Here is a 25,709-nt window from a genome sequence, read left to right as displayed (position 1 = left end):
GCTGACAGCGGCCGACAGCGCCACGTAAGCTGGCTGACATGTCTACGCCCCTGATGTCTTGACCCAGGTCACCCGCCTTCGCGCCAGACCTGTGTCCCCAAGACTTCACGGAGCGTCACATCATGATCACCGTTCGCGGTGCCGGCATTCGCGTCGGCGCCCGTCTCCTCCTCTCCGGCCTCGACTTCCACGTCTCCCCGGGTGACCGCATCGGCCTCGTGGGCCGCAACGGAGCGGGCAAGACCACCCTCATGGCCACCCTCGCCGGCCTGCTGCAGCCCGCCGAGGGCAGCGTCGTGGCCACCACCGACGTCGGCTACCTGCCGCAGGACCCCAAGGCCGCCGACCCGGCCCAGTCCGTCACCGACCGCATCCTGTCGGCCCGCGGCATGGACACGGCCGTCCGCGCCATGCGGCGGGCCGAGCGCGACATGGACATGGGCGCCTACGTCCGCGCCGAGGCCGCCTTCCAGGCCGCGGGCGGCTACGCGGCCGAGGCCGAGGCGGCGCGCGTCGCCGACGGCGTCGGCCTGCCCGCGCACGCCCTCGACCAGCCGGTCGGCACCCTGTCGGGCGGCCAGCGGCGCCGGGTCGAGCTGGCCCGCATCCTGTTCGGCGGCCACGGCACGCTGCTGCTCGACGAGCCCACCAACCACCTCGACGCCGACTCGGTGTCGTGGCTGAAGTCGTTCCTCAAGGGCCACCAGGGCGGGCTCATCGTCATCAGCCACGACGTCTCGCTGCTCGGCGAGGTGGTCAACCGGGTCTTCCACCTCGACCCGTCACGGGCCGCCATCGACATCCACAACACCGGTTGGAGCACCTACCTGGAGCAGCGCGACGCCGACGAGCGCCGCCGCACCAGGGAGCGCGTCAACGCCGAGCGGAAGGCGGCCTCGCTGCACGCCCAGGCCGGCAAGATGCGCGCCAGGGTGTCGACCGCGACGCGGGCGCGCGACATGGCCCGCCGCGCCGACCGCATGCTCGCGTCGGTCGAGCCCGCGCGCCGCACCCAGAAGGTCGCCCGCGTGCGGCTGCCCGACCCGGCTCCATGCGGCCGCATGCCGCTCGGCGCGGTCAGCCTGCACAAGTCGTATGGCTCGCGCCAGGTGCTGTCGGGCGTCGACCTCGCCGTCGACCGCGGCAGCCGCCTGGTCATCCTCGGGCTCAACGGCGCGGGCAAGACCACCCTGCTCAGGCTGCTGGCCGGTCACGAGCAGCCCGACAGCGGGCGCGTCGTGCACGGCCACGGCCTGCGCCTGGGCTACTTCGCCCAGGAGCACGAGACCCTCGACCCGGCCCACACCGTACGGCAGAGCCTGGCGGCGGGTGCTGCCCACCTGACCGACGCCGAGGTGCGCAGCGTGCTCGGCGCGTTCCTGTTCAGCGGCGACGACGCCGACAAGCCGGTGGGGGTGCTGTCGGGCGGCGAGAAGACCCGGCTGGCGCTGGCCGGCCTGGTGCACTCGGCGGCCAACGTGCTGCTGCTCGACGAGCCGACCAACAACCTCGACCCGGCCTCGCGCGACGAGGTGCTGGGCGCCATCGGCGCCTATCCGGGGGCGATGGTGATGGTCACGCACGACGAGGGCGCGGTCGACGCGTTGCGTCCCGATGGGGTGCTGATGTTGCCCGACGGCTTCGAGGACCTGTGGAACGACGACTACCGGGAGCTGGTGGCGCTCGACTGAGCCAGGCCGATCCGTAGCAAGCCTAGTGTGGCCAGACCATTGGCAGTCGCCAGAAATACATGCCCCGCGGGCGTGGCAGCGATGTCATGGATGTCGGCCTCGACATCGATCCTGACCGTCGGCTCGCTACCTGTCGGCTCCCACGCCTCGACCTGCTTGCCGGCCGTGGCGACAATCACCCAGCAGGTGCCGTCGCGTTCGGTCAGGTCGAAGGCGACGGCTCCAGGGATGACTCCAACCTGCCTGTACCTCGTGCCGTCGGCCCTGCCTCGCAACAGGCGGATCTGGTCGCCAACAAGCACCGCGATCAACGACTCACCCTGGTGCACACCGATGGCAACGTGGTCGATGCCAACCCGGTGCGACCAAACACGCTTGATCCACTGCCAGGGGCGCAGCAGGCGTGTGGAGGACCTGCGACCAAGTCGAGCCAGGTCCCAGACGGTCAAGCGAAAGTCGTCGCCACCCAGCACCGCCACAACCGTACCGTCGGGAGTCCGGCCCGTAGCCACAGCTCCCACCCGTGAGGAGTGACCCTTGAGGATCTTCTTCAACTGGCCGGTCCGTATATCCCACACCAGGGCGCGGGACTCATGACCGCCTGTCACCGCCAGAGTGGTCACGCCCGGCACCTCGGCTGCGGCAGCCGCCACCGGCCAGTTCGCTGGATCGGCGTAGAACCAGGCTACGAACTCGCCGCTGGCGAGATTGTGCAGCATCCCGTCGTGATCTATTCCGAAGGTGAGCAACACGGAGTCGCCAACGAGCGTATGACAGCTGGCCAGCGTCCTCAACCAGAAGGGCGTACCGCGCTTCCCGCTGTCGAGGTGCCATGAGGCAAAAACACTGTCCTCGAATTGGTCTTGCAGATGGACGAGACCCTGCCAGCCGTCCGATCGACGGTAGGCGATCACGCTCGTGCCGACTGCGTAGTTGCCTGAGCTCTCGCCAGGCTCCTGCTCGTCCAGCTCCCACAGCCGGGCCGTGCCGTCCCTGCTGCTGGTCACTACGATACGCCGACCTCCGGGGAGAACGCCTCGGTCAAAGGCGGTGACCACGTCGGTGTGACCGCTGAGCCGTACATCATCCAATTGAAGGGTGTTCTGAGCCTGTCGTGGCGACCGCTGGGGCTGGCTCAGGTCTACGAGCTCGACCTCGTCCAGGAGGAGGATCGCCTCCCTCTCGGCGGCTTTGCGCTCTTCCTGGCTGACGACGGCGTCGTCGGTCAGCCTCAGCTGACTCCACCGGTCGAGGCTTCTGGTCTCATGGCCTTCCTGAGGAACCCTGACCATCAGCTTGAGACGCCTGCCGTCCGTAAGAACGTGCTCACCCGGCTTCCTGAGCGACTGGCGCCAAAGCAACCGATCAGTGGCGAGTTCCCAGAAGCCGGCCGAGGTCGTGATGCTGAACCGACCGATGATCACCGCGATCAAGGGCGGGCCGTCGGGCAGGCCGAAGTACTTGATGCGCGCTAACCAACGCTTGCGCGCCCATGCCGAAGGTAGGGTTCGCCCGCTCTCGGGATCCCAGAGTTCGGGATCGTGGCCGTGCTCCTCCGACCAGCGCAACGCGGCACGTTCACTGGTTAGCTGGAGCGACTCGATCCGACCCCTTCGTACCCGGGAGGGGAGTTTCGCGCGTTTGGCCCCCGTCTCCAGGTCCCACACCGCCGGTCTGAGCCCACGGCCTGCGGTGATTACAGCCTCGCCTGCGGGCAGGTTGAGGAGGTCGATCCGCGGGCTCAACACACGCCAGAGGTCGAACAGGCCTCGTGAGATCGCGGCGGAGGCGACTCGGACCAGCCGCTTGCCAGTGCCCAGATCCCAAACAGAGAAATTGCACGAGTCCTCGAGGACCACGGCTCGGCGGGCGCTCGAGTCGATCATGGCGCTGAGCGCCTGGACGCCGAACTCGTACTCGGCCACCGGCTCGCACGTCAGAAGGTTCCAGCGCCGGATCGTGGCGTCGAGTCCGACGGTTACAGCTTCCGTGGTCGCCTCCGAGCCCTCAATACAGCGCACGTCGGTGACAGGTCCGGTGTGACCACTGAGGACACGGTGTGGATGCTCAGCCGGCCACTGAGCCCAGAGCGCCGACCAGTTGCGCTGTCCTGAAGTCTCAGCGCAGCGGCGCGCCAGCTCGGTGGCGCCGGCCCGGTGAGCCGCCAGCTCCAAGTAGGACAGGTGCTCGCTGCGCGTCTTGGACCGCAGATGATGCAGCGCACGCTGGTAGGCGGCTGCGGCCCCCTGCGCCCAGCGCACATGCGGCAGTGCCGCCAGTACCGCCGTGGGCGCGGCTGAGACGAGGTAACCGGGGTCAGTGAGCAGGCTGTCGATTGCTCCGCCTCCCGTGTCCACCGCATGGGTGGCCAGATGGGCGCGGATGTAGGGGTGCGCCCGAGCCCAGTCGAGTGCCCCACCCTCCCCGCGCGGCACCCGGTCAAGCAGAAAGGCCAAAAAGCGCGCTCGTACCTGCATCTCGTCGCAGCTCTGACGCAGGTATTCGGCCAGTGCCATGTGATACAGCCGATAGACCGAACGGCCCGCATCCACGGTCTCGACAACGTAGGCACCGGCGGTCTTACGCAACCAAACGAGGTCCGCGTCGCTGTAGGGGTATCCGCTCAGCCGCGCAGCCAATGGCGCCCACAGGTCCTCCCATGGGAAACCCGCGCCGTGAGAGAAGGCCAACGGGGTCAGAAGCTCACGCGCCCGCTTGGCGTCAAGGCCCAGTCGCATCTCCAGGTCATGGCGCATGGCCTCGGCAGCGCTTCCTGGCAATGCGGCGCGCCAGCGCAGATCCGCTGGGTCCGGCAATCCGGGCAAGGATGCGAGGGTCCGCGACAGGATGAGCGCGACCAGGAAAGAGTGACCCGCCGCCTGCGCAACCGCCTCGGCTACCGCTCCCACCAGACCCGGGTCGGCGAAGCGGTAAGGCGACAGCGGATGAGCCTCCACGAGGACGCATTCGGAATACTGCTTCAGACTTGCTGGATCGGCATGATCTCCATCCAAGTCGATCACCTCCGCTGAACTGCCGAGGGTGGCGAGCAGGTGGCGGCGGGTACCCAGCAACAATCGGATGCCATTGACGTCCGAGGAGTCCATGATCGGGCGCAGGACCAGGTCTGCCAGCCGGGCGGGATCCACCGCCTCGTCTACAGCGTCGACCACAACGACCAGACCCGGCCGCCCGGCGGCGGTCTGGACCAGCTTCTCCACGCTCGTCGGAGCGATCCCAACCGCGGCGCAGATGCTCTCGAGCACCTCGGCACCCGTCAGTCCGCGCGCGTGGATGGCAGCGCCGATCGCACCGCACTCAGGCACCGAGGGCTCGGCGACGCCCTCCAGAGGAACGCTACGTCGCCAGTCGGGATCGCTCAGGACCACCAGTCTGCCGATGAGTGCAGACTTGCCCGACCCAGGATGGCCGGTGACGATCCGAGCACGGTGATCATTTGAATTGCCCAGCCAGCTCACCAGCTCGGTGAGCGCGCTCCGTCTCCCCTGAAACCTCCAGGCCTGTTCGGTTGGCAGTTCCACGCCTCTAGCGCGGGGCAGAAAGTGCCCCAGCAGATCCTGCACACGTAGCTCACGCTGTTCGAGGCGGTACTGCGTGAACAGGTCCAGACCGTTCAGCGCGGGGTTGTGACGGGGATTCGGGAAGAAGGGAGCCTCGTCCGACCGGTCGAGCAGCACACTGTGCGCCACAGTCTGGCTCGGCTTCCTGCTTGGGTCATTGTTGATGCAGCCGACTACCGAGCCGATGGCCAGGTGCGAGGGTGTGTAGCCGCCTGAGGCCAGCCCGTTTACGGCGTCAGCGAAAAGCCGGGCGAACTCCCCTGCACGGATCTGCTCTACCGGGTGAGCCGCAGTGATGACCGCCAGGGTCTTGTCGTCGGGTCCCATAGCTCGCATCGCAGCAAGCATCGCCTCGGCGCCACCTGCCCCGGCGTGACATGTGTCGATGATGATCAAGGCCTGCTGTAACGGCGTCCCTGACAGCATGAGCTCGGCCAGGTCGGAAGTGCTGATCGTGTCAGCTAGATCGTCCTCTGTGTCACCCATCCACAACCGATGCTGGCGATCATGTACCAGGTCCGCATGGCCCGTGTGGTAGAGCACGACCAGATCGTCCGGCCGCCGGCTCTTACAGAACCTGCGTAGCTCACGCCTCATGGCCTGCGCCTCGGGGTCGATGCCCAGGCCCTCCATGCGGGTGTAGCCGAACGTGTCGATGAACAGTTGAGCCATGCGATCGACTGACCTGACGATGTCGCCGGCGGTTCGCTGGAGACCGGTGGTTACCCCCGTGGCGATCAGGAAATGTCGTTTCGTAACTCCCATGGGCTATCCCAGCCCGGCGAGGATCGCTTCTCCCGTGACGCGGTCGCTGAGGTAAGGCTGCGCATCGTGCGCATGAGGGCCGTTGTGCACGCGGATCTGTCGCACCCGCTCACCAAAGGCAAGGCGCAGATCTTCCACTACGGCGACGATATCCCCGCGATCGGCAATATTGGTCCACTGCTCCACAGCGCCAGGCCAGGCTCCGCGCACGGGCGGGCCAGGAGTGGGTGCCGGGGTCAGCCGGTCGAAGATCAGGTTAGGGAGGCCGAGCGGAGAACCAAGGGTGACAAGGCTCTTCACTGGCCATTCCGGGTGAGCAGCGAGCGCCTCATAGGCAACCACGGACCCAAGGGAATGCGCGACAACCACGCGGGTGTCATCGTCCACGAGCTTGGCTAGCGACTCCTGTGCAGCCGCGCGCACCGTCAAATCCCCGAAATAGGCGCGCACCTGCTTCAGCGCACCGATAAAGGCACGCTCGGCGACGCCGCTGAGAAACCGGGAGCGGCTCAGCGCTGCCAAGGCCCTTCGAGCCCAAACCGGAGTGCGGACCAGCACCTCGTCATCGGGGCTCACTACTCGAAAGTCTACCTGGGCGCCGTGCTTCCACAAGGCGAGCAGCAACTCCTGCTCGTAACCCTCGGTGACGTCAGCAGCGGTGTAGTAGGGCTCGGGCGCCAAGACCTCGGCCGGCGGTCGGAACAGGTGCCCGTAAGCGGCAAAGGCCACACTCGTACCGTCGATGGACCCCCCGGCATGCGAGACACCATCCTGGAGCGCCGGGAGGAGCTGGTCACGCATGAGGTGCTCGCCTTTGAGCTCTTGGGCGATGCCGTGAACGACGACGATCGCTGCCACGAGCGTCTCCCCTTCCTGCCGAGGTGAACAAATTCTGCCAGAGGGCTGGCATTCGTGAGAAGCTGCGGCTGATGACCTCCAACCCGACCCAATTAGGGCCGGCGAGTCCGCTAGATCCACTTCCACTCAGTCGTTTGGACGAGCGGATCAGGACGCGACTGTTCACCGCGGGCACCTGGTTGCGCCGACGCGCCGTCCTGACGGTGGTGGCAACTGCCGAGCTGCTCGTCTGGTGCCAGATTGGCCTGCTCGTCTGGAGATGGATCGGGACGCAATCGCAGACCGCTGTGCAGCAGTGGGTGCCGGAAGTCTCCGCGGCATTCGGGCTTTCCGTCCCGGTGCTGGACCCGAGCATATTGGGGACGCGGCTTGACGGCGGCGCCTTCTTCGCTGCTGTCGCACCGCTGGCCGCGCTGTTCGGCCTTCTGAGGGCGGTCCTGCCGATCCGCTGGGACCGAAGGCGGTCCCACGGGATGCGCAGCGCCTTCTTGATCGGCTTGTTCGCCACACCTGCAATGGGCCTACCCACCATTCCGCAGCCCGAAATCTCCCATCGGTGGCTGGTCGCAGCGGGTGAATGGATGTCCACTACCCCTTGGTGGCTGGTGGTGGTCATAGGGATCTGCAACAGGATGCTCAGCGTTTCGGCAGGAGCCTGGGATGAGCAGCCAAGGCCTCGGTCGCTGCCACCGAGAGCGCGTATGGCCTTCTCAGTGCTGAGCCGGCTGCTCACCGCGGCCGCCTTCACCGGGGTCCTCCTGGCCGTGCTCGGGACGACGGCGGCCGTCCGGGACACCCTGCTCAACCCGGCCATCGACCAGGAACTGTCCGGCGCCTACGTTCAATCCGCCTATCTTCCCCTGGCGGCCGGACTGGCGATGATCGCCTGCGAGTTGAAGGCAGCCGGACATCCCGGGTTCTTCCGGTTGATCCTCTACCTCGCGGCGCTCAGAGGGCTGTGGCCGGGGCCGGCCCTCGGCTTCTTCGAGGAGTCTCCTGTCGCCTTGGGTTGGTTTGCCTCCTTAGGCATGCCCGGGCAGCAGGGACCGTTGTGGGGCGCCTTCTGTCTCTACATGCCCACCGCGTGGCTACTCATCGTGGTCGTCACCCGCCTGTTGCGCTGGCAGGTGTTGCGGGGGCTGGCGCCCGGTCCACTCTGAACGGAGTCACGTCAACTGATCGTCCTGAACTGACTCAACGCTGGCCGCGGGCTGTGGGGCGGGGGGTAGCCGACGACGACGATCGTGCGCTGCCCCTCGCAGTCGAGCATCCGGGCGCTGCACAGGATCGGCGCCACGGCGACGGCGACCGGGCCGCTGGTCAGCAGGACCGAGGCGGTGTAGGCGGCCAGGGGGATCAGGCGCGAGCTCTTGCCCAGGCCGGTGAGCAGGCGCTCCACGCGCTGCACGACCACGCCGTCGGCGAAGCCCAGGCCGGGGCTCGCGGCGGGGCTGATCATCTGGACGATCGCGCCCGCGAGCACCCGGTCGCCGTGCGGGCGTCGGGCGTGGTCGTCGGCGAGCATCTCCAGGAGCGCCTCGACGGCCTCGCGGGCGGGCTTCAGCCGCGGGAAGGCGAGGCTGATCGCGACGAACGGCAGCCTGAGCAGGTCGTGGCGGCCGCGGGCGTGGGCGCGCTCGTGGGCGAGCACCGCGGCCAGCTCCTGCTCGGTGAGCAGGTCGATGGTGCCGCGGCTGAGCACGACCCGGCCGGAGACGCAGTAGGCGACGGGCGCGTCGTCGGGCAGGACGTAGGCGTCGTGGTCGGCGGAGTGCACGGCGAGCAGGTCGATGAGGGTGCGCTGGCGGCGGCGCTCGGCCAGGGTGCGGGCGGTGACCCGGCCGGTGTGCCAGAGCAGCCAGGCCAGCAGCCCCGCCGACCAGGTGAGGGCGGCGACGTGGAGCGGGCCGAGTCCGGTCAGGCCCTGGCCGTCGAGGAGCTGGTGGGTGAGGGCGTGCATGCCGTGCGGGAAGGCGGCGGCCAGCGGGGCGACGGCGGCGATGAGGCCCAGGCTGATCGCGCCCACCCCGGCGGAGACGCCGACGGACAACCACAGGGCCAGGGCGGCGCGGGGGTGCTGGTGGGGCCAGGCGGCGGCGGCCAGGCGGCGGGAGAAGAGCGCGGGCAGCACGCCGAGTGCCGCGACGACGAACCAGATCACGGTGAGGCCTTCCCGTCGTCACGTCGTTCTTCCAGGGCGGCGCGCAGGGCCGCGGCTATCTCGGGCGACACGGTGCCGACGAAGCGGTTGACCGCCGCGCTGACGTTGCCCGCCTCGTCGAGGGCGGCGCGCATGGTCTCGGCGACGAAGGAGTCCTTGCCGCCCGTGGCCAGGTAGCGGTGGGCTCGCCCGGCCTGCTCGCGGGTGACCAGTCCCTTGTGCGTGAGCCGTACGAGGACGGTCAGCACGGTGGTCACGGCGGGCTCCGAGGGCAGCCGGTCGGCGATCTCCTGGGCGAGCAACCCCGCGGGGTGCTCCCAGAGGACCTCCATGATCGAACGTTCGAGATTGCCAAGCCTCACTTCTACAGCATATAGAAGAAGTCCTTCTACATGGTGTAGAAGTAGGGGCATGAAGCAGAGCCGGCACGACAAGATCGCCGCCATGCGCGCCGAGCAACAGCAGCGGGCGGCACGCAAGAGGAACCTCACCCTGACCACGACGGTGATCGGCGTGTTCGTGATCGTCCTGGCCGCGTTCTTCCTGATCAACCGGCCGGGCGAGGGCCCCAGCGGCCCCCAGCTCGTGCGCGCCGACAGCCACCGGCTGCAGACGGCCGCCGACGGCAAGGTCACGCTGGTGGAGTTCCTCGACTTCGAGTGCGAGGGCTGCCGCGCCTACTTCCCGGTCGTCGAGGAACTGCGCAAGGAGTACGCCGGCAAGGTCACCTTCATCGCCCGCTACTTCCCGATCTCCAGCCACTACAACGCCGAGCGCGCCGCCAGGGCCGTCGAGGCCGCCGCCCGGCAGGGACAGTTCGAAGGCATGTACAAGCTCATGTACGAGCGGCAGACCGACTGGGCCGAGCAGCGGGTGCCCGCCGACCACGTCTTCCGCGGCTACGCCGAGCAGCTCAAGCTCGACGTCGCGGCCTGGGACAGGGCCTACCAGGACCCCGCCACCCTGGCCAGGGTCAAGCAGGACGCCGACGACGGGCTCGCGCTCGGCGTGGAGGGCACCCCCACGTTCTTCCTCAACGGCCAGAAGATCCAGCCCCGATCCGCGGAAGAGTTCAAGGCCGCCATCGATGCCGCACTCAACGCCTGAGCCCTACCCCCGTCTCCTGCCGCGCCTGCTGCTGGCCGGCGGGCTGGTCGGCGTGCTCGCCTCCTTCGTGCTGACGGTCGAGAAGATCGCCCTGCTCAAGGACCCCTCCTACACGCCCACGTGCAGCATCAACCCGGTGCTGTCGTGCGGCTCGATCATGCGCACCTGGCAGGCCGAACTGTTCGGCTTCCCCAACCCGCTGCTCGGCGTCGCCGGCTTCGCCGTCGTCGCCACGGCTGGCGCGGCCCTGCTCGCCGGAGCACGCTTCTCGCGCTGGTTCTGGTACGGCCTGCAGGCCGGGGCCACCGCCGGGCTGATCTTCGTGCACTGGCTGATCTACCAGAGCCTCTACGTCATCGGCGCCCTGTGCCCCTACTGCATGGTGGTGTGGGCGGTCACCGTTCCCGTCTTCTGGTACGTCACGCTGCGCAACACCCGGCCGATGGTCTACCACACGCTCCCGCTCGTCGGGTGGTTCCTCCTGGTCATCACGCTGATCCTCATCCGCTTCTGGTCGTACTGGAGCGGGCTGCTCTGAGGAAGGCGGCGATCATCGTCACGAGACCGAGCATGCCCTTCGGCTGCCCGATCGCTGGTTGCTCTTAACCCATGAAATGATCAAAGTGCGGCGGCGAGGCGTGATACCGGAGCAGGACGTCACAGATAGTGATGGACATGAGGATCCGTGTGCTGCGTGTGATCTCCCGCATGACCGTAGGCGGACCGGCCCAGCAGGTCACGGCCCTCATGCGCCATCTCGACCCCGAACGCTACGAACAACGGCTCTACACCGGCTTCGTCGCCCAGGGCGAGGCCGACCACCTGGAGCTGTGCGCGCCCGACGTCGACGCCACCAGGATCGAGCAGCTCGGCAGGCGCGCCGGGCCCATGGACGACCTGACCGCCTACCGCGACCTCAAGCAGGCCGTCGAGGAGTTCAGGCCCGACATCGTGCACACCCACGCCACCAAGGCCGGGCTCATCGGGCGCCTGGCCGCGGGGCGCGTGCCGTACCGGGTGCACAGCTTCCACGACCACTTCCCGCACGGACACGTGCCACCGGTGAAGATCAGGGCCATGATCCAGGCCGAGCGCGCGCTGGCGGGCCGCACCGCCCGGCTGATCACGGTCAGCGAGCGGATGCGCCACGAACTGCTGGCCGCGGGCGTCGGCGCGCGCGAGCAGTACACCGTGGTGCCGCCCGGCCTCGAACCACCCCAGCCCGCCACCGACCGCGCCGTCGCCCGCCGCCTGCTCGGGCTGCCCCCCGACGTGCCCGTCGTCGCCTACGTCGGCGGCGTGACCAGGATCCGCCGGCCCGACCGGTTCGCTGCGACCGCCAGGATCATCCGCCGCACCCTGCCCTCCACCCACTTCGTGATCTGCGGCGACGGCGACCAGATCGGCGTCCTGCGCCGCGCCCTCCCCCACGACCTGCACCTGCTCGGCTGGCGCGCCGACGCGCACCTGGTGTTCAGCGCGGCCGACCTCGTGCTCATGACCTCCGACAACACGAGCATGCCCGCCGCCCTCATCGAGGCGGGACAGTACGGCGTGCCCGTCGTCTCCACGCGCGTCGGCAGCATCGCCGAATTGATCATCGACGGCGAGACCGGACTGCTCGGCAGGCGCGACCCCGCCGACCTGGCCGCCCGCGCGATCCGCGTGCTCACCGACGAACTGCTCGGCAAGCGACTCGGCCGCCGCGCCAAACAGCACACCGCCGACCGCTTCTGCCGCACGAACCTGGTCGCCGGCATCGACCGGCTGTATTCGGGACTGACCGGCGAGCTCCGCGAGGACCACAGAAGGGCCGCCCTCCGCCTCCGGTGAGAACCGGGCGGCGAGTGCGCCCGCCACCAGTACGGCGTCCGCCGCTGACCTGGCTCGATAGGCTACCCTTCCGATCGGCGACCTCACGGAGAGTGATCGCAGACGGGGGCTCCTGGCATGTTGATCAGCGTCGTGACGCCCACCTTGGATCGTGCGTCCGTGCTGCCCCTCATGCATGCCAACCTGCTGGGGCAGGGGGTGGAGCTGGAGTGGATCATCGTCGACGACGGATCGGTCGACGAGACCAGCGACCTGGTGTCATGGCTGGCGTGGCAGTCGGCGTTCGGTGTGCGCTACCTGCGGCAACCGCACGAGGGACGGCACGTGGCGATCAACCGGGGCGTCGACGTGGCGCGCGGGGAGCTGATCGCACTGCTGGACGCGGGTGACCTGGTGACGGAAGGCGGGCTGGAGCGGCTGCTCGGGCGGTGGCCCGGAGGGACGCGGTACGCAGGCGTGCTGGGGGCGTGCACGCCTGACGCCACCGCCAAGCCCTTCCCCGTCGCCGAGGCCACCTGGCACGAGCTCACCTACCTCCACCGCTGGACCACTGCCACCTGGGGGCCCGGCGGCACCTCGGGGCTCGCCCGCACCTCGGGGCTCGCCCGCACCTCGGGGCTCGTCCGAACTTCGCGGCTCGCCCGCACCTGGGGGCTCGTCCGCACCGACCTCATGCGCGCCCACCCCTACCCCCGCGTGCGCGGCCACGTGCCCGACAGCGTGGTCTGGCGGCGCATCACCCACCCCTACCTGCTGGCCGACGAGCCCGTCCTGCTCCCCCGGCCGGCCGAGCACACCCCGTTCGCCGAGCTGGCCACCGGCCTGGCCCGGTCGCACGGCCTCGCCCTCACCCACGACCTGCGCTGGCTGCGGCGGCGCCCCCTGTGGTTCCTGCGCTCCGCCGTACACCTGCGCCGTGCCGTACTCCACCTCGGCAAGGAGTCGATGCCCGAACTTCCCCGGACGAGCAGGGCGCTCGTCGGGCTGACGCGGCCGGTGGCGTGGGCGCTCTACAGGCGCGACCGCAGACGCTGAAGGGCGGGCTTACAGGCGCGACCGCAGGCTCAGAAGGGCCTGCTGGATCTGGCGGGCGGTGTCGCGGTAGACGTCCAGGCCCTGGCCGTACGGGTCGGCGACGTCGGCGCCCACCACCAGGGTCTCGATCCTGCCCGCGGCCTCGGGAAGCAGCTGCCTGGCCCACTCCCGGTGCGCGGCGGTCATGGTGAACACCCACTCCGCCTCGCGCAGCAGAGCGGCGTCGAGCCGCCGTGACGCGAAACCCTAGGGATCGCCCCCGAGCTCCCTGACCACCTGGGCGGCATGCGGGGTCATCGGCGTCCCGGGCGTCGCGTGCGTGCCCGCGCTCGCCGAACCGGGGAACAGGCGCTCGGCCATCGGGGAGCGGCAGGTGTTGCCCGAGCAGACGAAGAGGATCATGTCCTCACCAGGCCGTCCAGGTGCTCCATGAGCAGGTCGAGCGGCCTCGGCATGCGTTCGAGCTCCATCGCCTCGACGAGCAGCGAGGAGTAGCGGATCTTGCGCCCGCTTCCCGACCCCATGAACCGCCGCAGCTGGTCGTGGGTGGGGTTGCCGCGCCACGCGGGCTGCTTCTGGAGTGTGCGGAACGACCCCAGGTCGCCCTCGGCGTCGACGACCTCCTCGACGCCGTCGGTGCCGAGGGCACGGATCAGCTCGTCCTCCAGGTCGGCGACGCACACGAAGAAGCCCAGGGCCTCCATGTCGCCCCTGGTAAGGTCGGAGCCCAGACCGGAGCGTTCAAGAGCGCTCCGGTAGTCGCCCTCCTCCCCCAGATCGCACAGCCCGGCCACCCGGAGACCACGACCCGCCGGGCCGTACGTGCCGAGGTAGGTCCTGATGTTGGTGGCGCCGCCCATGGCCGTGACGGCGATGCCCTCCGCGGCCAGATCCCGCCCGTGCCGTCCGGCCAGCGCCTCGACGGCCGCCTTGTCACTGAGGCCCTCGACCAGGACGACGGTATGCGTGTCACTCACAAGGTCAGCCTGACATCCGGAGGGTTGGGGTTCATCCTGTTTTCGTGCGCAATCGTCTACACCTCGCGACGGCGGCTCTGGCCTTGTGCGGCGAGAGGCCCCACGCGCCACGGAGACCTACGAGAACGGGCCGCTCGACTACCGCGTTGTTCTTCGCGTACGGATCACACATCGGCTCAAGGGTCACGTCAGCGAGATGGCGTACGTCGCCCTCGACCAGGGGCCTGTGGTGCGAGACGACTCCGTCTCTACTGAACGGTGGAAACCGGCGCGGAGCGTGGCCGACTTCGAGCGGGGGCTGCCCTCGGGGACGCGCATCCTCGTCCCTACAGACCTGCGCCTCCGGTCGCGTCGATCACTCGGCCGGTGACCCAGCGCGCGTCATCCGAAGCCAGAAAGCCGACGATGTCGGCGATGTCGTCGGGCTGTCCGACCCTGCCCAGGGCGGCCAGTGACGCGGCATGCGCCTGGGCCTCGGGGTTGTCGCGCAGCCAGTCGGCGTTGACATCCGTGTCGACGATGCCGGGGGCGACGGAGTTCGCCGTGATACCGCGTCCTCCCAGGGACTTGGCGAGGTTCAGGGTGAAGGTGTCCAGGGCGCCCTTGGTGGAGCCGTAGGCGATGGCATCCGGCATGGCCAGCCTGGCGGCGCCGCTGGAGATGTTGATGATCCGTCCGCCGTCGCGCAGACGGCGCAGCCCTTCGGCGACGATGAAGAACGGCGCTCTGACGTTCACCGCGAAGAGCTCGTCGAACTGCGCTTCCGTCAGCCGCTGCAGGTCGGCGCTGCGGCCGATGGCCGCGTTGTTCACGATGATGTCGACGGCGCCGCCGCCCGTCAGGGGGTGGCGGTCGAAGGCCGACCACAATGCGGCGGCGTCCCCGTGGGTTCCGAGCGTCGCCTGGATGGCGAACGCACGATCGTGGCCGATGCGTGAGACAACGTCTTCGGCGGCGTCCTTGTCGCGCGAGTAGGTGCTCGCCACAGTGACACCATCGCGGCCGAGTCGCTCGGCGATCGCTCGGCCGATCCCTCTACTACCACCGGTGATCAAGGCAATCATCTCGTTTCCCCTTTTTATTGATCGATCGCTCAAGAAAGGACTGTAGCACGCTTTATTGAGCGAGCGCTCTACAATGTTGGCCATGGACAAGACACGAGGCCGCCCACGGACCTTCGATCGGGAGGCAGCACTGGGGACCGCCGTACTCCTGTTCTGGGAACACGGCTTCGAGGCGACCTCGGTGGGCGACCTGACGCAGGCCATGGGCATCCGCCCGGCCAGCCTTTACGCCGCCTTCGGCGACAAGAAGGCGCTGTTCAAGGAGGCGGTCGGGGCGTACGGCCGGACCGAGGTGGGCGGCTTCGTGGGGCGGGCGCTGGAGGAGGAGCCGACGGCGTACCAGGTCGTCGCCCGGATGCTGCGCGAGGCGGCGAGGATCTATCCGGATCCCGCGCATCCGGCAGGGTGCCTGACCATCAGTGCGGCCACCAACGTCACCGTGCAGGATGTGGAGATCGCCACCTTCCTGCGCGATCTGCGCAACGCCAACCTTGCCTCGCTGGAGGAGCGGCTGCGCAGAGGGCAGGAGGAGGGAGATCTGCCGGAGGGGGCCGATGTGGCGGGGCTGGCTTCGTTCGTGGCGACGGTCATTCAGGGGATGTCGCAGCAGGCGCGGGACGGGGCGGGGAGTGCGGAGCTGGCACGGGTGGCCGAGCTGGCGCTGAGCGTGTGGCCCCGGGCGGCCTGAGGGCCGGGATCGTGTCAACCGTCTCCCTCATGACCGGTGCGCGCGGGGGCGGGTCCGGGCGATCGAAAGCGTGTGCTTGAACCGCCCTTTTCCTACCTCCGCATATCGTCGTCTTCATTCCCCTACGTCGCGATGGGAGGGGAGATGGCAGGAAACGCTTTCCAGCAAGGCCCCTACGCCCCGGTGGAGGCGGAACTCACCGTCTTCGACCTGCCGGTGACCGGCAGGATCCCGCCGGAGTTGAACGGCAGGTACCTGCGTAACGGCCCGAACCCGATCAACCTCGACGACCCCGGCTACGGCCACTGGTTCACCGGGCCAGGGATGCTGCACGGCGTCAGGCTGCGCGACGGCAAGGCCGAGTGGTATCGCAACCGCTGGGTGCGCTCACGTGCGGTATCGCAGGAGCTGAAGGAGACCTGGCCCGGCGGACCCGACTTCGACGGCAACGATTTCGCGGCCAACACGCACATCCTGCACCACGCGGGGAAGCTGCTGGCGACCGTCGAGGCAGGCGCTTTGCCGTACGAAATAACGCCGGATCTGCGGACGGTCGGCCCGTGCGACTTCGGGGGCACGCTGCCGGGAGACTTCGCCGCCCACACCAAGATCGACACCGCCACCGGCGATCTGCACGCCGTGGCCTACTACTGGGCGTGGAACGACCACGTCCAGCACATAGTCGTCGGCACCGACGGCAAGGTGAAGAGCACCACCGACGTGCCCGTGCCCGACGGCCCGATGATGCACGACTTCGCGCTCACGCCGTCGTACGTGGTGCTGATGGACCTGCCGATCACCTTCTCCATGGACCGCGCCATGGCCGGAGATCCGCTGCCCTACCGGTGGAACCCCGACCACCCGCCGCGCCTGGGCCTGCTGCCGCGCGACGGCGGGGGCGAGGTGCGATGGTTCGGCATCGAGCCGTGCTTCGTGTATCACACGTTCAACGCCTACGAGGAAGCAGGGAAGGTCGTGCTGGACGTCGTGCGCTACGACGGGGCCTACGACCTGGCGAGCCTGCGGGGCGGGGCGCTGACGCTCAGCAGGTACACGATCGACCCTGCTGACGGGACCGTACGGCACGAGCCGCTGAACGACCGGCTGCAGGAGTTCCCGCGCATCGACGAGCGCCTGGTGGGGGCTCGCCACCGGTACGGCTACAGCGCGGTCATCAACGACGGGATGCAGCCGACGCTGGATGGCAAGCTGTCAGACGATGCCTTCAAGAACGTGCTGCTTCGGTACGACTTTCTCACCCGGGCCGAGGAGTCGCACGATTTCGGGCGCGACGCGACCGCTGGAGAGGCCGTGTTCGTCCCATCGCGACCGGACTCGGCCGAGGACGATGGGTATCTCATGGCTTACGTGCATGATCCGGGGCGTGGGAGCGCTGACCTGGTGATCTTGGCTGCGCAGGACTTCGCCGGGGAACCCGTCGCGCGGGTGCACTTGCCTGCTCGCATTCCGATCGGGCTGCACGGGAACTGGGTTCCTGACAGCTGAGCGGCTTCAACGGGGAACTCGCGGCGAGGGACGCGGCCGGAACCGCAGCCGCCCGGAGCAGAGGGCCCGGGCGGCCGCCTCAGCGGAGCGAAGATCGGCTGATGTACGAGATCAGCTGGCGGGTCCGGGAGCAGCAGGCCGGAGCGGACCGCCGACCAAAGACCGACGAGCGTTCGTAGATCGGCGCGAGCCTCCACGCCAAGACGCATCGAGCACCCGTCACCACGCCACGACACCGCCCCACCATGGGTTGCCCGGGCGCAGCCCGGGCCAAGGCAGGGCGCCCGAGCGCGGAGCGCGAGGACCACTGACCCGGGTGGGATCCAAGCGGGTGACCCCGGAAGCGCGTCACGGGTGGGCGGGGGGTGCCGGGGGGCCGGTAGGCCCCCCGTGCGGGGTCTGGGGCGGAGCCCCAGTGTCACTGCCCCGACCGCGCCCGGCACGAAGTGCCCGCTAGCCGGGGGGGACCGAGCCGTGATGGGTGGGCCGGGTCAGCTTGTTCCGAAGAGGGCGTTGACCTGGGTGTTGGCGGCGGTGAGTGAGGTTTGGGCGTCCTTGTTGCCGAGCCACACCTCCTCGAGCGCGGTGCCGACGATCTCGTTGATCTGGTCGCCGTGGTCGCTGACGGGCAGGAGGTAGGTGCCGTCGGCGGCGTTGGCCTGGTCGACGAAGAGCTTCACGTCGCGGCCCGCGGCTTCGTGGGCCTTGAGCGCCTTGTCGGACGAGGTGGTGACGGCGGGGAAGACCACGGCGGATTCGGCGACGATGTCCTGGCAGGCGGCGGAGCCGAGGAACTTGACCCACTTCCAGGCGGCGTCCTTGTGCTTGGTCCCCGCGTAGATCACGTCGGCCAGGCCGTTGAAGGCGGATTTGCGGCCTTGGGGCCCGGTGGGCAGGGGGGCGAAGGCGAATTTCTGCTCGGTGGAGCCCAGGTAGGTGGTGATCATCCAGGAGCCGGTCATGCCGAGGGCGCCCTTGCCGGAGTTGAGCACGGCGTCGGTGCCCAGCGAGCTGGTCTTGTCGTAGGGCGCGGCGTACCCCTTCTCGATGAGGCGCCTGAACCAGGCGGCGGTCTCGGCGAGCTTGGGGCTGTCGTAGGAGTACTTGGTGCCGAACGGGTTCTTGTCGATGTAGCTGAAGCCGTTGGAGACGGCGAGGTTGCCCCAGCTGTTCTGTCCCAGTGACCCGTCGTTGAGTTCGGGCACGATGCCGTGGACGTCGACCTTGGTCTTGTCGAATCCGGCTTCGTCGCCGCGCTTGCCGTTCTTGTCGACGGTGAGCCGGGCGATGGCCTTTTCGAAGGTGCCGCCGTCGGCGGGGTTCCAGGTGAGGTTCGTCAGGTCGACTCCGGCGTGCTCGGCCAGGGTCTGGTTGTAGATGATCGCCATCGTGTCCCAGTCCTTGGGCAGGCCGTACCTCTTGCCGTCCTTCACCCACGATTCGGCCAGGCCGGGCCGGTAGATCGACAGGTCGACCTTGTCGGCGTCGATCATGGGCTGCAGGTCCATGAGTTGTCCGTTGGCGACGAACTGCGGGTAGTAGGAGGCCTGCATGGTGATGACGTCGGGTGCTCCGCCGGCGACCATCTGGGTGGTGAGGTTCTGCCAGTACTGGTCCCAGGCGTGCTGGGTGATTTTGATGGAGATATCGGGATTTGCGGCGGTGAACGCGTCCGCGCACTTCTGATAGGCAGGCTGCTGGATGTCGTCCCAGAGCCCGTAGGTCAGGGTCGTCTTCCCCGAGGAGGCGGTCTGGCCGCCCCCGCAGCCCGCCGCGAGCAGCGCAAGCACCAAGAGGGCCCGCTTCATGATCTATCCCTTCATTCCGGAGAACTGGATGGAATCCACCAGGCGGCGGCCGAAGAAGATCACCAGCAGCAGCACGGGGATCACCGACAACACCGAGCCCGCCATCAGGCCGGTCCAGTCGGGGTGGGTGTTGGGCGACTGCTTCAGGAAGATCCCGAGCGCGGCCGTCAGCACGCGCGTCTCCTCGCCCGGTGCGACCAGCAGCGGCCACAGGTAGTCGTTCCAGGTCCAGACCGCGGTGGTCAGGGCCAGGGTGAACAGCGGCCCCTTGGTCATCGGAAGGACCACCCGCCAGAAGATCGTCCATTTGCTCGCGCCGTCGATCAGCGCCGCCTGCTCGACCTCGTGCGGGAAGCCCAGGAAGAACTGCCGCAGGAAGAAGACGGCGAACGGCGTCATGAGGAGGCTGGGCGCGACCAGCCCCGCCATGGTGTCGAGCAGCCCGAGCTCCTTGACCAGCACGAAGTTGGGCAGCAGCGTGAAGATCGGCGGCACCATGAGCGCGGCTACGAAGAGCCCGAACAGCACGTCGCGCCCGAAGAAGCGCAGCCGGGCGAAGGCGTATCCGGCCATGGCGCAGAACACGGTCTGGCACACGGTGATCAGGCCGGTGTAGACGATGGAGTTGCGCAGGTAGAGGAAGAAGTCGAGGCTGGCGCCCGACCCGCCGTGGGCCCTGGAGTCCTCGATGCCGAGGACCCTGCCGAAGTTCAGGAGGGTGGGGTTGGCAGGCAGCAGCGAGGCGTTGTCGCCCGCCAGCTCCCGCCCGGGGGTCATGGCGGTCCTGACCATCCAGTAGAGCGGGAAGAGCGAGATGACGACGGCCGCGATCAGGCAGGCCCAGGCGAGTGCACGTCTCATGACAGGTCCGAGGTGGAGGCGCGCAGCAGGCGCATCTGGATGAAGGTCAGCACACCGAGGATGAGCACGAGCGTCAGCGCCATGGCCGAGGCGTAGCCCATCTGGAAGTTGGTGAAGGCCCGCTGGTAGATGTAGAAGTAGATCACCCGGGTGGCGTTGACGGGCCCGCCGGCCGGGTTGGTGGCGACGGCGACGGTGTCGAAGAGCTGCACCGCCGAGATCAGCGAGACGACCAGGACGAACGCCAGGATCGGCCGCAGCAGGGGCAGGGTGACCCCGAAGAACAGCCGCAGTTCCCCCGCGCCGTCGATGGCGCTCGCCTCGTAGATCTGTTTGGGGATCAGCAACATCCCCGCGTACAGCAGCAGGGCGGTGTAGCCGGTGCCGCTCCAGGAGTTGATCAGCGAGACGCTCGGCAGCGCCAGGTCGGGCGAGGTCAGGAAGCCCTGATTCGGCTGCCCCATCCCGACCAGCAGGTGGTTGACGAAGCCGAGGTTGGCGTCGAGCAGCCACATCCACAGCAGCGCGGTGGTCACCCCCGGCACCAGCCACGGCACCACCAGCAGGGTTCTGACCAGCAGCGAGCGAGTCAGCCGGTGCAGTACGGCCGCCAGCAGCAGGCCGACGCCCATCTGCACAGCCACCGACATCAGCACGTACGCCCCGGTGACCTTGAGGGCGTTCCAGAACAGCGGGTCGGCGACCAGCCGCTCGTAGTTGTCGAGGCCGACGAAGCCGGGCTCGGAGAGCATGTTCCAGTCGGTCATCGAGAACCAGGCGCCTCGTGCCGCCGGGTAGAGGTAGAACACCCCGAACCCCACTAACGCGGGCGCGAGGAAGACCAGGGCCACCCGGCCGTCACCGCGGTTGCGCGTCGTCGCGGTCATGCCCACCTCCGTGTCGAGCGTTGGAGCCAATCTTGGCGACTTTCGAAAACTTGTCAATGCCCCCCAGAAACGAAAGCATTGACAAGACAGCGAAGGTCCTGCGACCGTCCAGGGCATGGATTTCGACCTTCTCGTCCTCGGTGACGCCAATCCGGACGTGATCGTGGCAGGCGCGCCCAGAGCTCCCGCGTGGGGCCAGCGCGAGGAGCTCGTGGAGGCGGGAAAGCTGGCGCTCGGTGGTTCGGGAGCGATCACCGCGTGCGGCGCCGCCCGGCTGGGCCTGCGCACCGCCTTCGTGGGGCGGGTGGGCGACGACGCCGCGGGCAGGTTCGTCCTGGACGAGCTGGTCAACCGCGGCGTCGACGTCTCCGGCTGCGTCATCGACCACGAGGCGGGGACCGCGCTGACCGTGGTGCTCACTGACAAGGATGGCGCCGACCGGGCGATCCTCACCGCGACCGGCTGCCTCGACCGGCTGACCGTCGCCGACATCCCGCCCCACCTGCGCGCGTCGCACGTGCACGTCGCGTCGTTCTTCCTCCAGCCGGGCCTGGCCGCCGGGCTGCCCGGCTATCTGGAAAGCCTCGACGCCACCACCTCGCTCGACACCAACGACGACCCCGCCGGGGCGTGGAAGGGCCTCGACGAGGTGCTCGCCAGGACGACCTACTTCCTCCCGAACGACAGGGAGGCGCTGGCCATCACAGGCGCGGACGACGTCGAGGAAGCCGCTCGCAGGCTCAGGGCCATGGGCACCACGCCCGTGATCAAGCGCGGCGGCGACGGCGCACTCGCCTGGACGGACGACGGCCCGGTCAGGGTGCCCGCCCGGGAGACGACGGTCGTCGACACCGTCGGAGCGGGCGACAGCTTCAACGCGGGCTTCCTCGCCGCCCGGTCCCGTGGCCTCGCCGTACGGCAGAGCCTGCGGGTCGCGGCCGCGGCCGGAACCCTGTCCACCCGAGCCGCGGGGGGTACGGCGGCGCAGCCAACGTGGGAGGAAGCGTCCTCATGAAGATCGTGTTCGTCGGGGCCGGCAGCGTCGTGTTCACCCAGGGCCTGCTGACCGACCTGGTGGCCTATCCCGAGCTGCGCGGCGCCCACATCGCCCTGCACGACATCGCCGCCGAGCGGCTGGAGGTCGCCGAGGCGGTCGCCAGGCGCATCGGCGTCGCCGACGTCAGCGCCACGCTCGACCGCAGGAAGGCCCTCGACGGCGCCGACTTCGTGATCAACATGATCCAGGTGGGCGGGTACGAGGCCACGGTCACCGACTTCGAGATCCCGGCCCGCTACGGGCTGCGCCAGACGATCGCCGACACGATCGGCGCCGGTGGCGTCTTCCGCGCGCTGCGCACCTTCCCGGTGCTCGACGCGCTGGCCGCCGACATCGCCGAGCTGTGCCCCGACGCCTGGCTGCTCAACTACACCAACCCGATGGCCATGAACGTCTGGTACCTGTCGGGCAAGGTGCGCAACGTCGTCGGGCTGTGCCACTCGGTCTACTGGACCATGCACGACCTGGCGGCGCTGGTCGGCGTGCCGTACGAGGAGGTCTCCTACCTGGCGGCGGGCGTCAACCACCAGGCCTGGGTGCTGCGCTTCGAGCGCGAGGGCGAGAACCTCTACGACCGGCTCGACCTGGCCGATCCCGAGCTGAGCCGCCGCGTGCGCGTCGACATGTGCCGCCGCCTGGGCTACTACCCGACCGAGACCAGCGAGCACTCGGCCGAGTACATCCCCTGGCTGATGCACCACGACAGCGAGATCGAGCGCTTGCGCATCCCCGTCGGCGAGTACGTGCGCATCAGCGAGGAGAACCTGCGCGAATACAAGCGCACCCGCGACGCCGTACGGCACGGCGGCGACCTGGCCCCGCAGGGCACCGGGGAGTACGCGCCGCAGATCATCCACAGCATGGTCACCGGCACCCCGCGCGTGATCTACGGCAACGTGGTCAACGACGGCCTGATCTCCAACCTGCCCGCGGGCTGCGTGGTCGAGGTGCCGTGCGTCGTCGACGCCAACGGCGTGCAGCCGACCCGTGTCGGCGCGCTGCCGCCGCAGTGCGCCGCGCTCAACCAGGCCTACGTCAGCGTCAACGAGCTGACCGTCAGGGCCGCGCTGGAGGGCAGGCCCGAGCATGTACGGCACGCGCTCATGGTGGATCCGAACACCTCGGCCTCGCTGACGCTGCCGCAGATCTGGAGCCTGGCCGACGACCTGACCAGGGCCCACTGGGACCTGCTGCCACGCTCGCTACGCCAGCTGGATCTCTAGCCCGCCGTCCCTCAGCGCCTTGACGGTGTCGGGGTCGGCCTGCTCGCCGGTGACGAGCAGGTCGATCCCGGCCAGCTCGCAGATGGGCGCCATCTCGATCACGCCGAGCTTGGAGGAGTCGGCGACCATGATGCGCCTGGTCGCCGCCCTGAGCATGCGCTGCTTCATCTCGGCGTCGGGCAGGTTGACGTTGGTGAATCCGGCCTCGGGATGCACGCCGCCGCATCCGAGGATGACGGTGTTGGCCCTGATGCCCTCCAGCAGCTTGCCGCCGAGCGGGTCGACCAGGGAGTGCTGGGCGCGGCGCAGGCTGCCGCCGGTCACCACGACGGCGAAGCGCGGCAGCGCGGGTTCGAGCTCCAGCGCGGTGCGCAGGCCGTTGGTGAAGACGGTGACATCGGCCAGCTCGGGCCTGGCCACGAGCTCGCGAGCGACGTAGCCGGTGGTGCTGCCCGCCCCCATGAGCACGCTCTCCCCCGACCGGATCAGCGCGGCGGCGACCTTGGCGATGCGTGCCTTCTCCACGGCCGCGCTGCCCAGCGACAGCTCGTAGGAGGGCTCGCCGGCCGGGGCCGCCGCGACGGCGCCGCCTCGCACCCGGCGCACCCGCCCCTGCTCCTCGAGCGCGTCGAGGTCGGCCCTGACGGTGACCGTGGAGACGCCGAAGGCCTCGGCCAGCTCGGCCACGCGGGCGAACTCCTGCTCCATCAGCAGGCCGAGCATGCGTTCGCGGCGTACCTCGGTGGGCATCGACTCGGTCATCGCGCCTCGGCGGGCGGTGTGCAGATCATCGCGCTATGGCCTCGGGCAGCAGGTGGCGGTGGGCCGCGATCAGTTCGTCGCACAACGCCTGGATGGCGGGCAGCGGCAGCGTGGCGGCGGTGTTCGGGTCGACCAGCGCGGCGTGCAGCACGTGTCGCGGGTCCTCGTCGAGCACCGCGCGCACGGTGAGCTCGACGACGTTGAGGAAGGTGCGGTTGAGGGCGACGAGCTGGATCGGCAGCTCGCCGACCTCGCGCGGGTGGATGCCGGTGGCGTCGACGTCGGCGGGCACCTCGACGCAGGCCTCGGACGGCAGGTTGGCGATCAGCCCGGCGTTGGGCACGTTGACGTAGACCTCGCCGCGCTCGCCGGTCAGCATCGCCTGGAGCGCGGCGGCGACCGGCTCCTGGTGCTGCCAGCGGATCAGCAGCGAGCGGCCCGACGACAACGCGCGCCTGGTCTCCTCGTAGCGGTGGAGGTTCTGGCCACTGCGACGGAGGTACTCCTCCACCTGGACGCCGAGTCTGGCGGTCTCGCCGCTGTGGCGCATGATCCACGGCACGTACTCGGCGGCGTGCTCGCTGGACTGCGTCGGGAAGTAGCCGAAGGTGCGATAGATCTCGACGCGCACGTGCGACAGGTCGTCGGCCAGCGCCGCCTCGAGCTCGGGGTAGAGGTCGCGGCCCCCGGCCTCGAAGCGCAGCACGAACGACTGGTGGTTCAGCCCGGCGGTGAGGAAGTCGATCTCGGAGACCGCCCTGCCCACCATGTCGGCGAGGTAGATGTGGGTGTCGCAGACCGCGTGGCACATGCCGGCGAAGCGCGGGAAGCCGGTGCCGAGCCGTACGGCCATGCCGGTCATCGCCATCGGGTCGCTGCAGCTCAGCAGCCAGGCGTCGGGGCACAGCCTGGCCATCTCGCGGGCCAGCTCCACGAAGACGGGGATGCTGCGCAGGCCGCGGAAGATGCCGCCGATGCCGATCGTGTCGCCGATCGTCTGGCGCAGGCCGTACCGATGCGGGATCTCGAAGTCCTTGAGCGTGGCCTCGAAGCCGCCGACGTCGATATTGGCGACGACGAACTCGGCGCCGTCGAGGGCGCGTCTGAGGTCGGGGCAGGCGCTCACGCGCGACCCCGCTCCCGCCTCCGCGTCGAGCGAACCGGCCAGCGCCTCGGCGGTCGCCATGAGGCCTGGATCGGTGTCGTGCAGGCGGATCTCCAGCGTGCCGTGGAGAGCCGGGTTGAGCAGCAGGTCGGACAGCACGCGGCGGACGATCTCGACGTCACCGAGCCCGATGAAGACGATCCGCCGCACTTTTCACCTCCCGCACGTGCCGGAAGGTTACTTCAACGGAGAAGGGGGCGCGTACTCAGCCACGGATACGCGCCCCCCGGACACCATCACGCACACGGTCAGTCGGTGGTGAGGGCGTCGAGCAGGTCCCCGACACGCGAGTCCGGCAGCGCCCTTGCCACCTCGGCCAGGGCGACGATGCCGATGAGGTCATGGCCGTCGATGACCGGCAGCCGGCGGACCTTGTGGCGGCCCATGGTGCGCAGGATCTCGGCGGCGTCGTCGTCGGCCCCGATGGTGACGGGCTTGCCCTCGGCGAACTCCCCGGCCAGGCAGGACTTGGGATCCTTGCCCTTGGCCAGCACCTTCACCACGATGTCGCGGTCGGTGAGCATGCCCTTGAGCCTGTTGTCCGTGCCGCAGATCGGCAGCGAGCCGACGTCGAGACGGGCCATCTTCTCGGCGGCCTCGGTGATGCTCTCGTCGACGTTCACGCACTCGGCATGGGGGGTCATGATCTCTCGTGCGGTCGGCATGGCCTCTCCTTCGCT

General features: G+C 69.0%; 22 protein-coding genes and 1 pseudogene. 10 read left to right on the top strand and 13 right to left on the bottom strand.

Annotation, left to right across the window (positions count from 1 at the left end; all coding sequences use genetic code 11):
* Positions 1-122: 122 nt before the first annotated feature.
* Positions 123-1,691: an ABC-F family ATP-binding cassette domain-containing protein gene (locus tag ACIBH1_RS36245; protein ID WP_397318535.1), complete on the top strand. Its 1,569-nt coding sequence runs from the start codon at positions 123-125 to the stop codon at positions 1,689-1,691.
* On the opposite strand, the gene ACIBH1_RS36240 is transcribed toward ACIBH1_RS36245, so the two are convergent.
* A complete protein-coding gene (locus ACIBH1_RS36240) occupies positions 1,664-6,037 on the bottom strand; it encodes a hypothetical protein (protein WP_397318534.1) in 4,374 nt (1,457 codons plus the stop codon). The genes ACIBH1_RS36245 and ACIBH1_RS36240 overlap by 28 nt on opposite strands.
* Before the next feature lie 3 nt (positions 6,038-6,040).
* Entirely contained in the window at positions 6,041-6,895 is an 855-nt protein-coding gene (locus ACIBH1_RS36235; protein WP_397318533.1) for a hypothetical protein, read from the bottom strand.
* 134 nt (positions 6,896-7,029) lie between these two features.
* Between ACIBH1_RS36235 and ACIBH1_RS36230 the strand changes: the two genes are divergently transcribed.
* Positions 7,030-8,055: a hypothetical protein gene (locus ACIBH1_RS36230; RefSeq protein ID WP_397318532.1), complete on the top strand. Its 1,026-nt coding sequence runs from the start codon at positions 7,030-7,032 to the stop codon at positions 8,053-8,055.
* An 11-nt stretch (positions 8,056-8,066) separates the two neighbouring features.
* On the opposite strand, the gene ACIBH1_RS36225 is transcribed toward ACIBH1_RS36230, so the two are convergent.
* Together ACIBH1_RS36225 and ACIBH1_RS36220 are read right to left on the bottom strand one after the other, a co-directional pair.
* The gene (locus tag ACIBH1_RS36225) at positions 8,067-9,056 is read right to left on the bottom strand and encodes a M56 family metallopeptidase (RefSeq protein WP_397318531.1); all 990 of its coding nucleotides are present in this window, start codon (positions 9,054-9,056) and stop codon (positions 8,067-8,069) included.
* Positions 9,053-9,418, bottom strand: a complete 366-nt coding sequence (locus tag ACIBH1_RS36220; RefSeq protein ID WP_397318530.1) for a BlaI/MecI/CopY family transcriptional regulator — start codon at positions 9,416-9,418, stop codon at positions 9,053-9,055. The genes ACIBH1_RS36225 and ACIBH1_RS36220 overlap by 4 nt, the downstream gene beginning before the upstream one ends.
* 49 nt (positions 9,419-9,467) lie before the next feature.
* Between ACIBH1_RS36220 and ACIBH1_RS36215 the strand changes: the two genes are divergently transcribed.
* From ACIBH1_RS36215 to ACIBH1_RS36200, 4 genes are all read left to right on the top strand, one after another.
* A complete protein-coding gene (locus tag ACIBH1_RS36215; protein WP_397318529.1) occupies positions 9,468-10,163 on the top strand; it encodes a DsbA family protein in 696 nt (231 codons plus the stop codon).
* On the top strand, positions 10,144-10,701 hold the full coding sequence (locus ACIBH1_RS36210; RefSeq protein WP_397318528.1) for a vitamin K epoxide reductase family protein: 558 nt from the start codon (positions 10,144-10,146) through the stop codon (positions 10,699-10,701). The genes ACIBH1_RS36215 and ACIBH1_RS36210 overlap by 20 nt, the downstream gene beginning before the upstream one ends.
* Positions 10,702-10,838: 137 nt before the next feature.
* On the top strand, positions 10,839-11,996 hold the full coding sequence (locus ACIBH1_RS36205) for a glycosyltransferase (protein WP_397318527.1): 1,158 nt from the start codon (positions 10,839-10,841) through the stop codon (positions 11,994-11,996).
* Between the two features lie 117 nt (positions 11,997-12,113).
* Positions 12,114-13,031 (top strand): glycosyltransferase family 2 protein, encoded by a 918-nt coding sequence (locus ACIBH1_RS36200; protein ID WP_397318526.1) that lies wholly within the window; start codon positions 12,114-12,116, stop codon positions 13,029-13,031.
* Positions 13,032-13,040: 9 nt separating this feature from the next.
* Here ACIBH1_RS36200 and ACIBH1_RS36195 read toward each other — a convergent pair.
* From ACIBH1_RS36195 to ACIBH1_RS36185, 3 genes and pseudogenes are all read right to left on the bottom strand, one after another.
* Positions 13,041-13,433, bottom strand: a pseudogene (locus tag ACIBH1_RS36195) (hypothetical protein).
* Positions 13,430-14,008 (bottom strand): TOPRIM nucleotidyl transferase/hydrolase domain-containing protein, encoded by a 579-nt coding sequence (locus ACIBH1_RS36190; RefSeq protein WP_397318525.1) that lies wholly within the window; start codon positions 14,006-14,008, stop codon positions 13,430-13,432. Before ACIBH1_RS36190 ends, ACIBH1_RS36195 begins: the two are co-directional and overlap by 4 nt.
* Before the next feature lie 326 nt (positions 14,009-14,334).
* Positions 14,335-15,072 carry an SDR family oxidoreductase gene (locus tag ACIBH1_RS36185; RefSeq protein ID WP_397318524.1) on the bottom strand — a complete coding sequence of 246 codons (738 nt, stop codon included), beginning with the start codon at positions 15,070-15,072 and terminating at the stop codon, positions 14,335-14,337.
* Between the two features lie 82 nt (positions 15,073-15,154).
* On the opposite strand from ACIBH1_RS36185, the gene ACIBH1_RS36180 reads away from it, so the two are divergent.
* Together ACIBH1_RS36180 and ACIBH1_RS36175 are read left to right on the top strand one after the other, a co-directional pair.
* Positions 15,155-15,760 carry a TetR/AcrR family transcriptional regulator gene (locus ACIBH1_RS36180; protein WP_397318522.1) on the top strand — a complete coding sequence of 202 codons (606 nt, stop codon included), beginning with the start codon at positions 15,155-15,157 and terminating at the stop codon, positions 15,758-15,760.
* A 144-nt stretch (positions 15,761-15,904) separates the two neighbouring features.
* Complete coding sequence (locus ACIBH1_RS36175) at positions 15,905-17,266, top strand: carotenoid oxygenase family protein (RefSeq protein ID WP_397318521.1); 1,362 nt, start codon at positions 15,905-15,907, stop codon at positions 17,264-17,266.
* A gap of 491 nt (positions 17,267-17,757) precedes the next feature.
* On the opposite strand, the gene ACIBH1_RS36170 is transcribed toward ACIBH1_RS36175, so the two are convergent.
* Genes ACIBH1_RS36170 through ACIBH1_RS36160 form a run of 3 tightly spaced genes read right to left on the bottom strand, consistent with a single transcriptional unit; the run spans position 17,758 to position 20,822 of the window.
* The gene (locus ACIBH1_RS36170; RefSeq protein WP_397318520.1) at positions 17,758-19,074 is read right to left on the bottom strand and encodes an ABC transporter substrate-binding protein; all 1,317 of its coding nucleotides are present in this window, start codon (positions 19,072-19,074) and stop codon (positions 17,758-17,760) included.
* A gap of 3 nt (positions 19,075-19,077) precedes the next feature.
* Positions 19,078-19,935 carry a carbohydrate ABC transporter permease gene (locus tag ACIBH1_RS36165; protein WP_397318519.1) on the bottom strand — a complete coding sequence of 286 codons (858 nt, stop codon included), beginning with the start codon at positions 19,933-19,935 and terminating at the stop codon, positions 19,078-19,080.
* Positions 19,932-20,822, bottom strand: a complete 891-nt coding sequence (locus tag ACIBH1_RS36160) for a carbohydrate ABC transporter permease (RefSeq protein WP_397318518.1) — start codon at positions 20,820-20,822, stop codon at positions 19,932-19,934. Before ACIBH1_RS36160 ends, ACIBH1_RS36165 begins: the two co-directional genes overlap by 4 nt.
* Positions 20,823-20,937: 115 nt before the next feature.
* Between ACIBH1_RS36160 and ACIBH1_RS36155 the strand changes: the two genes are divergently transcribed.
* Together ACIBH1_RS36155 and ACIBH1_RS36150 are read left to right on the top strand one after the other, a co-directional pair.
* Positions 20,938-21,837, top strand: a complete 900-nt coding sequence (locus ACIBH1_RS36155; protein WP_397318517.1) for a carbohydrate kinase family protein — start codon at positions 20,938-20,940, stop codon at positions 21,835-21,837.
* Complete coding sequence (locus ACIBH1_RS36150) at positions 21,834-23,102, top strand: alpha-glucosidase/alpha-galactosidase (protein WP_397318516.1); 1,269 nt, start codon at positions 21,834-21,836, stop codon at positions 23,100-23,102. The genes ACIBH1_RS36155 and ACIBH1_RS36150 overlap by 4 nt, the downstream gene beginning before the upstream one ends.
* On the opposite strand, the gene ACIBH1_RS36145 is transcribed toward ACIBH1_RS36150, so the two are convergent.
* The 3 genes from ACIBH1_RS36145 to ACIBH1_RS36135 form a co-directional block, all read right to left on the bottom strand.
* Positions 23,082-23,864: a DeoR/GlpR family DNA-binding transcription regulator gene (locus tag ACIBH1_RS36145; RefSeq protein WP_397318515.1), complete on the bottom strand. Its 783-nt coding sequence runs from the start codon at positions 23,862-23,864 to the stop codon at positions 23,082-23,084. The genes ACIBH1_RS36150 and ACIBH1_RS36145 overlap by 21 nt on opposite strands.
* Positions 23,865-23,889: 25 nt before the next feature.
* On the bottom strand, positions 23,890-25,179 hold the full coding sequence (locus ACIBH1_RS36140; protein WP_397318514.1) for an alpha-glucosidase/alpha-galactosidase: 1,290 nt from the start codon (positions 25,177-25,179) through the stop codon (positions 23,890-23,892).
* A 98-nt stretch (positions 25,180-25,277) separates the two neighbouring features.
* The gene (locus ACIBH1_RS36135; protein WP_397318513.1) at positions 25,278-25,694 is read right to left on the bottom strand and encodes a CBS domain-containing protein; all 417 of its coding nucleotides are present in this window, start codon (positions 25,692-25,694) and stop codon (positions 25,278-25,280) included.
* Positions 25,695-25,709 lie beyond the last annotated feature (15 nt).

Origin of the sequence: Nonomuraea sp. NPDC050663 (genome assembly GCF_044456985.1) — a bacterium.
Classification (GTDB): domain Bacteria; phylum Actinomycetota; class Actinomycetes; order Streptosporangiales; family Streptosporangiaceae; genus Nonomuraea.
This window is presented reverse-complemented; position numbering and strand designations above follow the sequence as displayed.

Coding starts and splice junctions, on each gene's coding strand:
- ACIBH1_RS36245 (WP_397318535.1), top strand. CDS start 123: ATGATCACCGTTCGCGGTGCCGGCATTCGCGTCGGCGCCCGTCTCCTC.
- ACIBH1_RS36240 (WP_397318534.1), bottom strand. CDS start 6,037: ATGGGAGTTACGAAACGACATTTCCTGATCGCCACGGGGGTAACCACC.
- ACIBH1_RS36215 (WP_397318529.1), top strand. CDS start 9,468: ATGAAGCAGAGCCGGCACGACAAGATCGCCGCCATGCGCGCCGAGCAA.
- ACIBH1_RS36210 (WP_397318528.1), top strand. CDS start 10,144: ATGCCGCACTCAACGCCTGAGCCCTACCCCCGTCTCCTGCCGCGCCTG.
- ACIBH1_RS36205 (WP_397318527.1), top strand. CDS start 10,839: ATGAGGATCCGTGTGCTGCGTGTGATCTCCCGCATGACCGTAGGCGGA.
- ACIBH1_RS36200 (WP_397318526.1), top strand. CDS start 12,114: ATGTTGATCAGCGTCGTGACGCCCACCTTGGATCGTGCGTCCGTGCTG.
- ACIBH1_RS36185 (WP_397318524.1), bottom strand. CDS start 15,072: ATGATTGCCTTGATCACCGGTGGTAGTAGAGGGATCGGCCGAGCGATC.
- ACIBH1_RS36180 (WP_397318522.1), top strand. CDS start 15,155: ATGGACAAGACACGAGGCCGCCCACGGACCTTCGATCGGGAGGCAGCA.
- ACIBH1_RS36175 (WP_397318521.1), top strand. CDS start 15,905: ATGGCAGGAAACGCTTTCCAGCAAGGCCCCTACGCCCCGGTGGAGGCG.
- ACIBH1_RS36170 (WP_397318520.1), bottom strand. CDS start 19,074: ATGAAGCGGGCCCTCTTGGTGCTTGCGCTGCTCGCGGCGGGCTGCGGG.
- ACIBH1_RS36165 (WP_397318519.1), bottom strand. CDS start 19,935: ATGAGACGTGCACTCGCCTGGGCCTGCCTGATCGCGGCCGTCGTCATC.
- ACIBH1_RS36160 (WP_397318518.1), bottom strand. CDS start 20,822: ATGACCGCGACGACGCGCAACCGCGGTGACGGCCGGGTGGCCCTGGTC.
- ACIBH1_RS36155 (WP_397318517.1), top strand. CDS start 20,938: ATGGATTTCGACCTTCTCGTCCTCGGTGACGCCAATCCGGACGTGATC.
- ACIBH1_RS36150 (WP_397318516.1), top strand. CDS start 21,834: ATGAAGATCGTGTTCGTCGGGGCCGGCAGCGTCGTGTTCACCCAGGGC.
- ACIBH1_RS36145 (WP_397318515.1), bottom strand. CDS start 23,864: ATGACCGAGTCGATGCCCACCGAGGTACGCCGCGAACGCATGCTCGGC.
- ACIBH1_RS36135 (WP_397318513.1), bottom strand. CDS start 25,694: ATGCCGACCGCACGAGAGATCATGACCCCCCATGCCGAGTGCGTGAAC.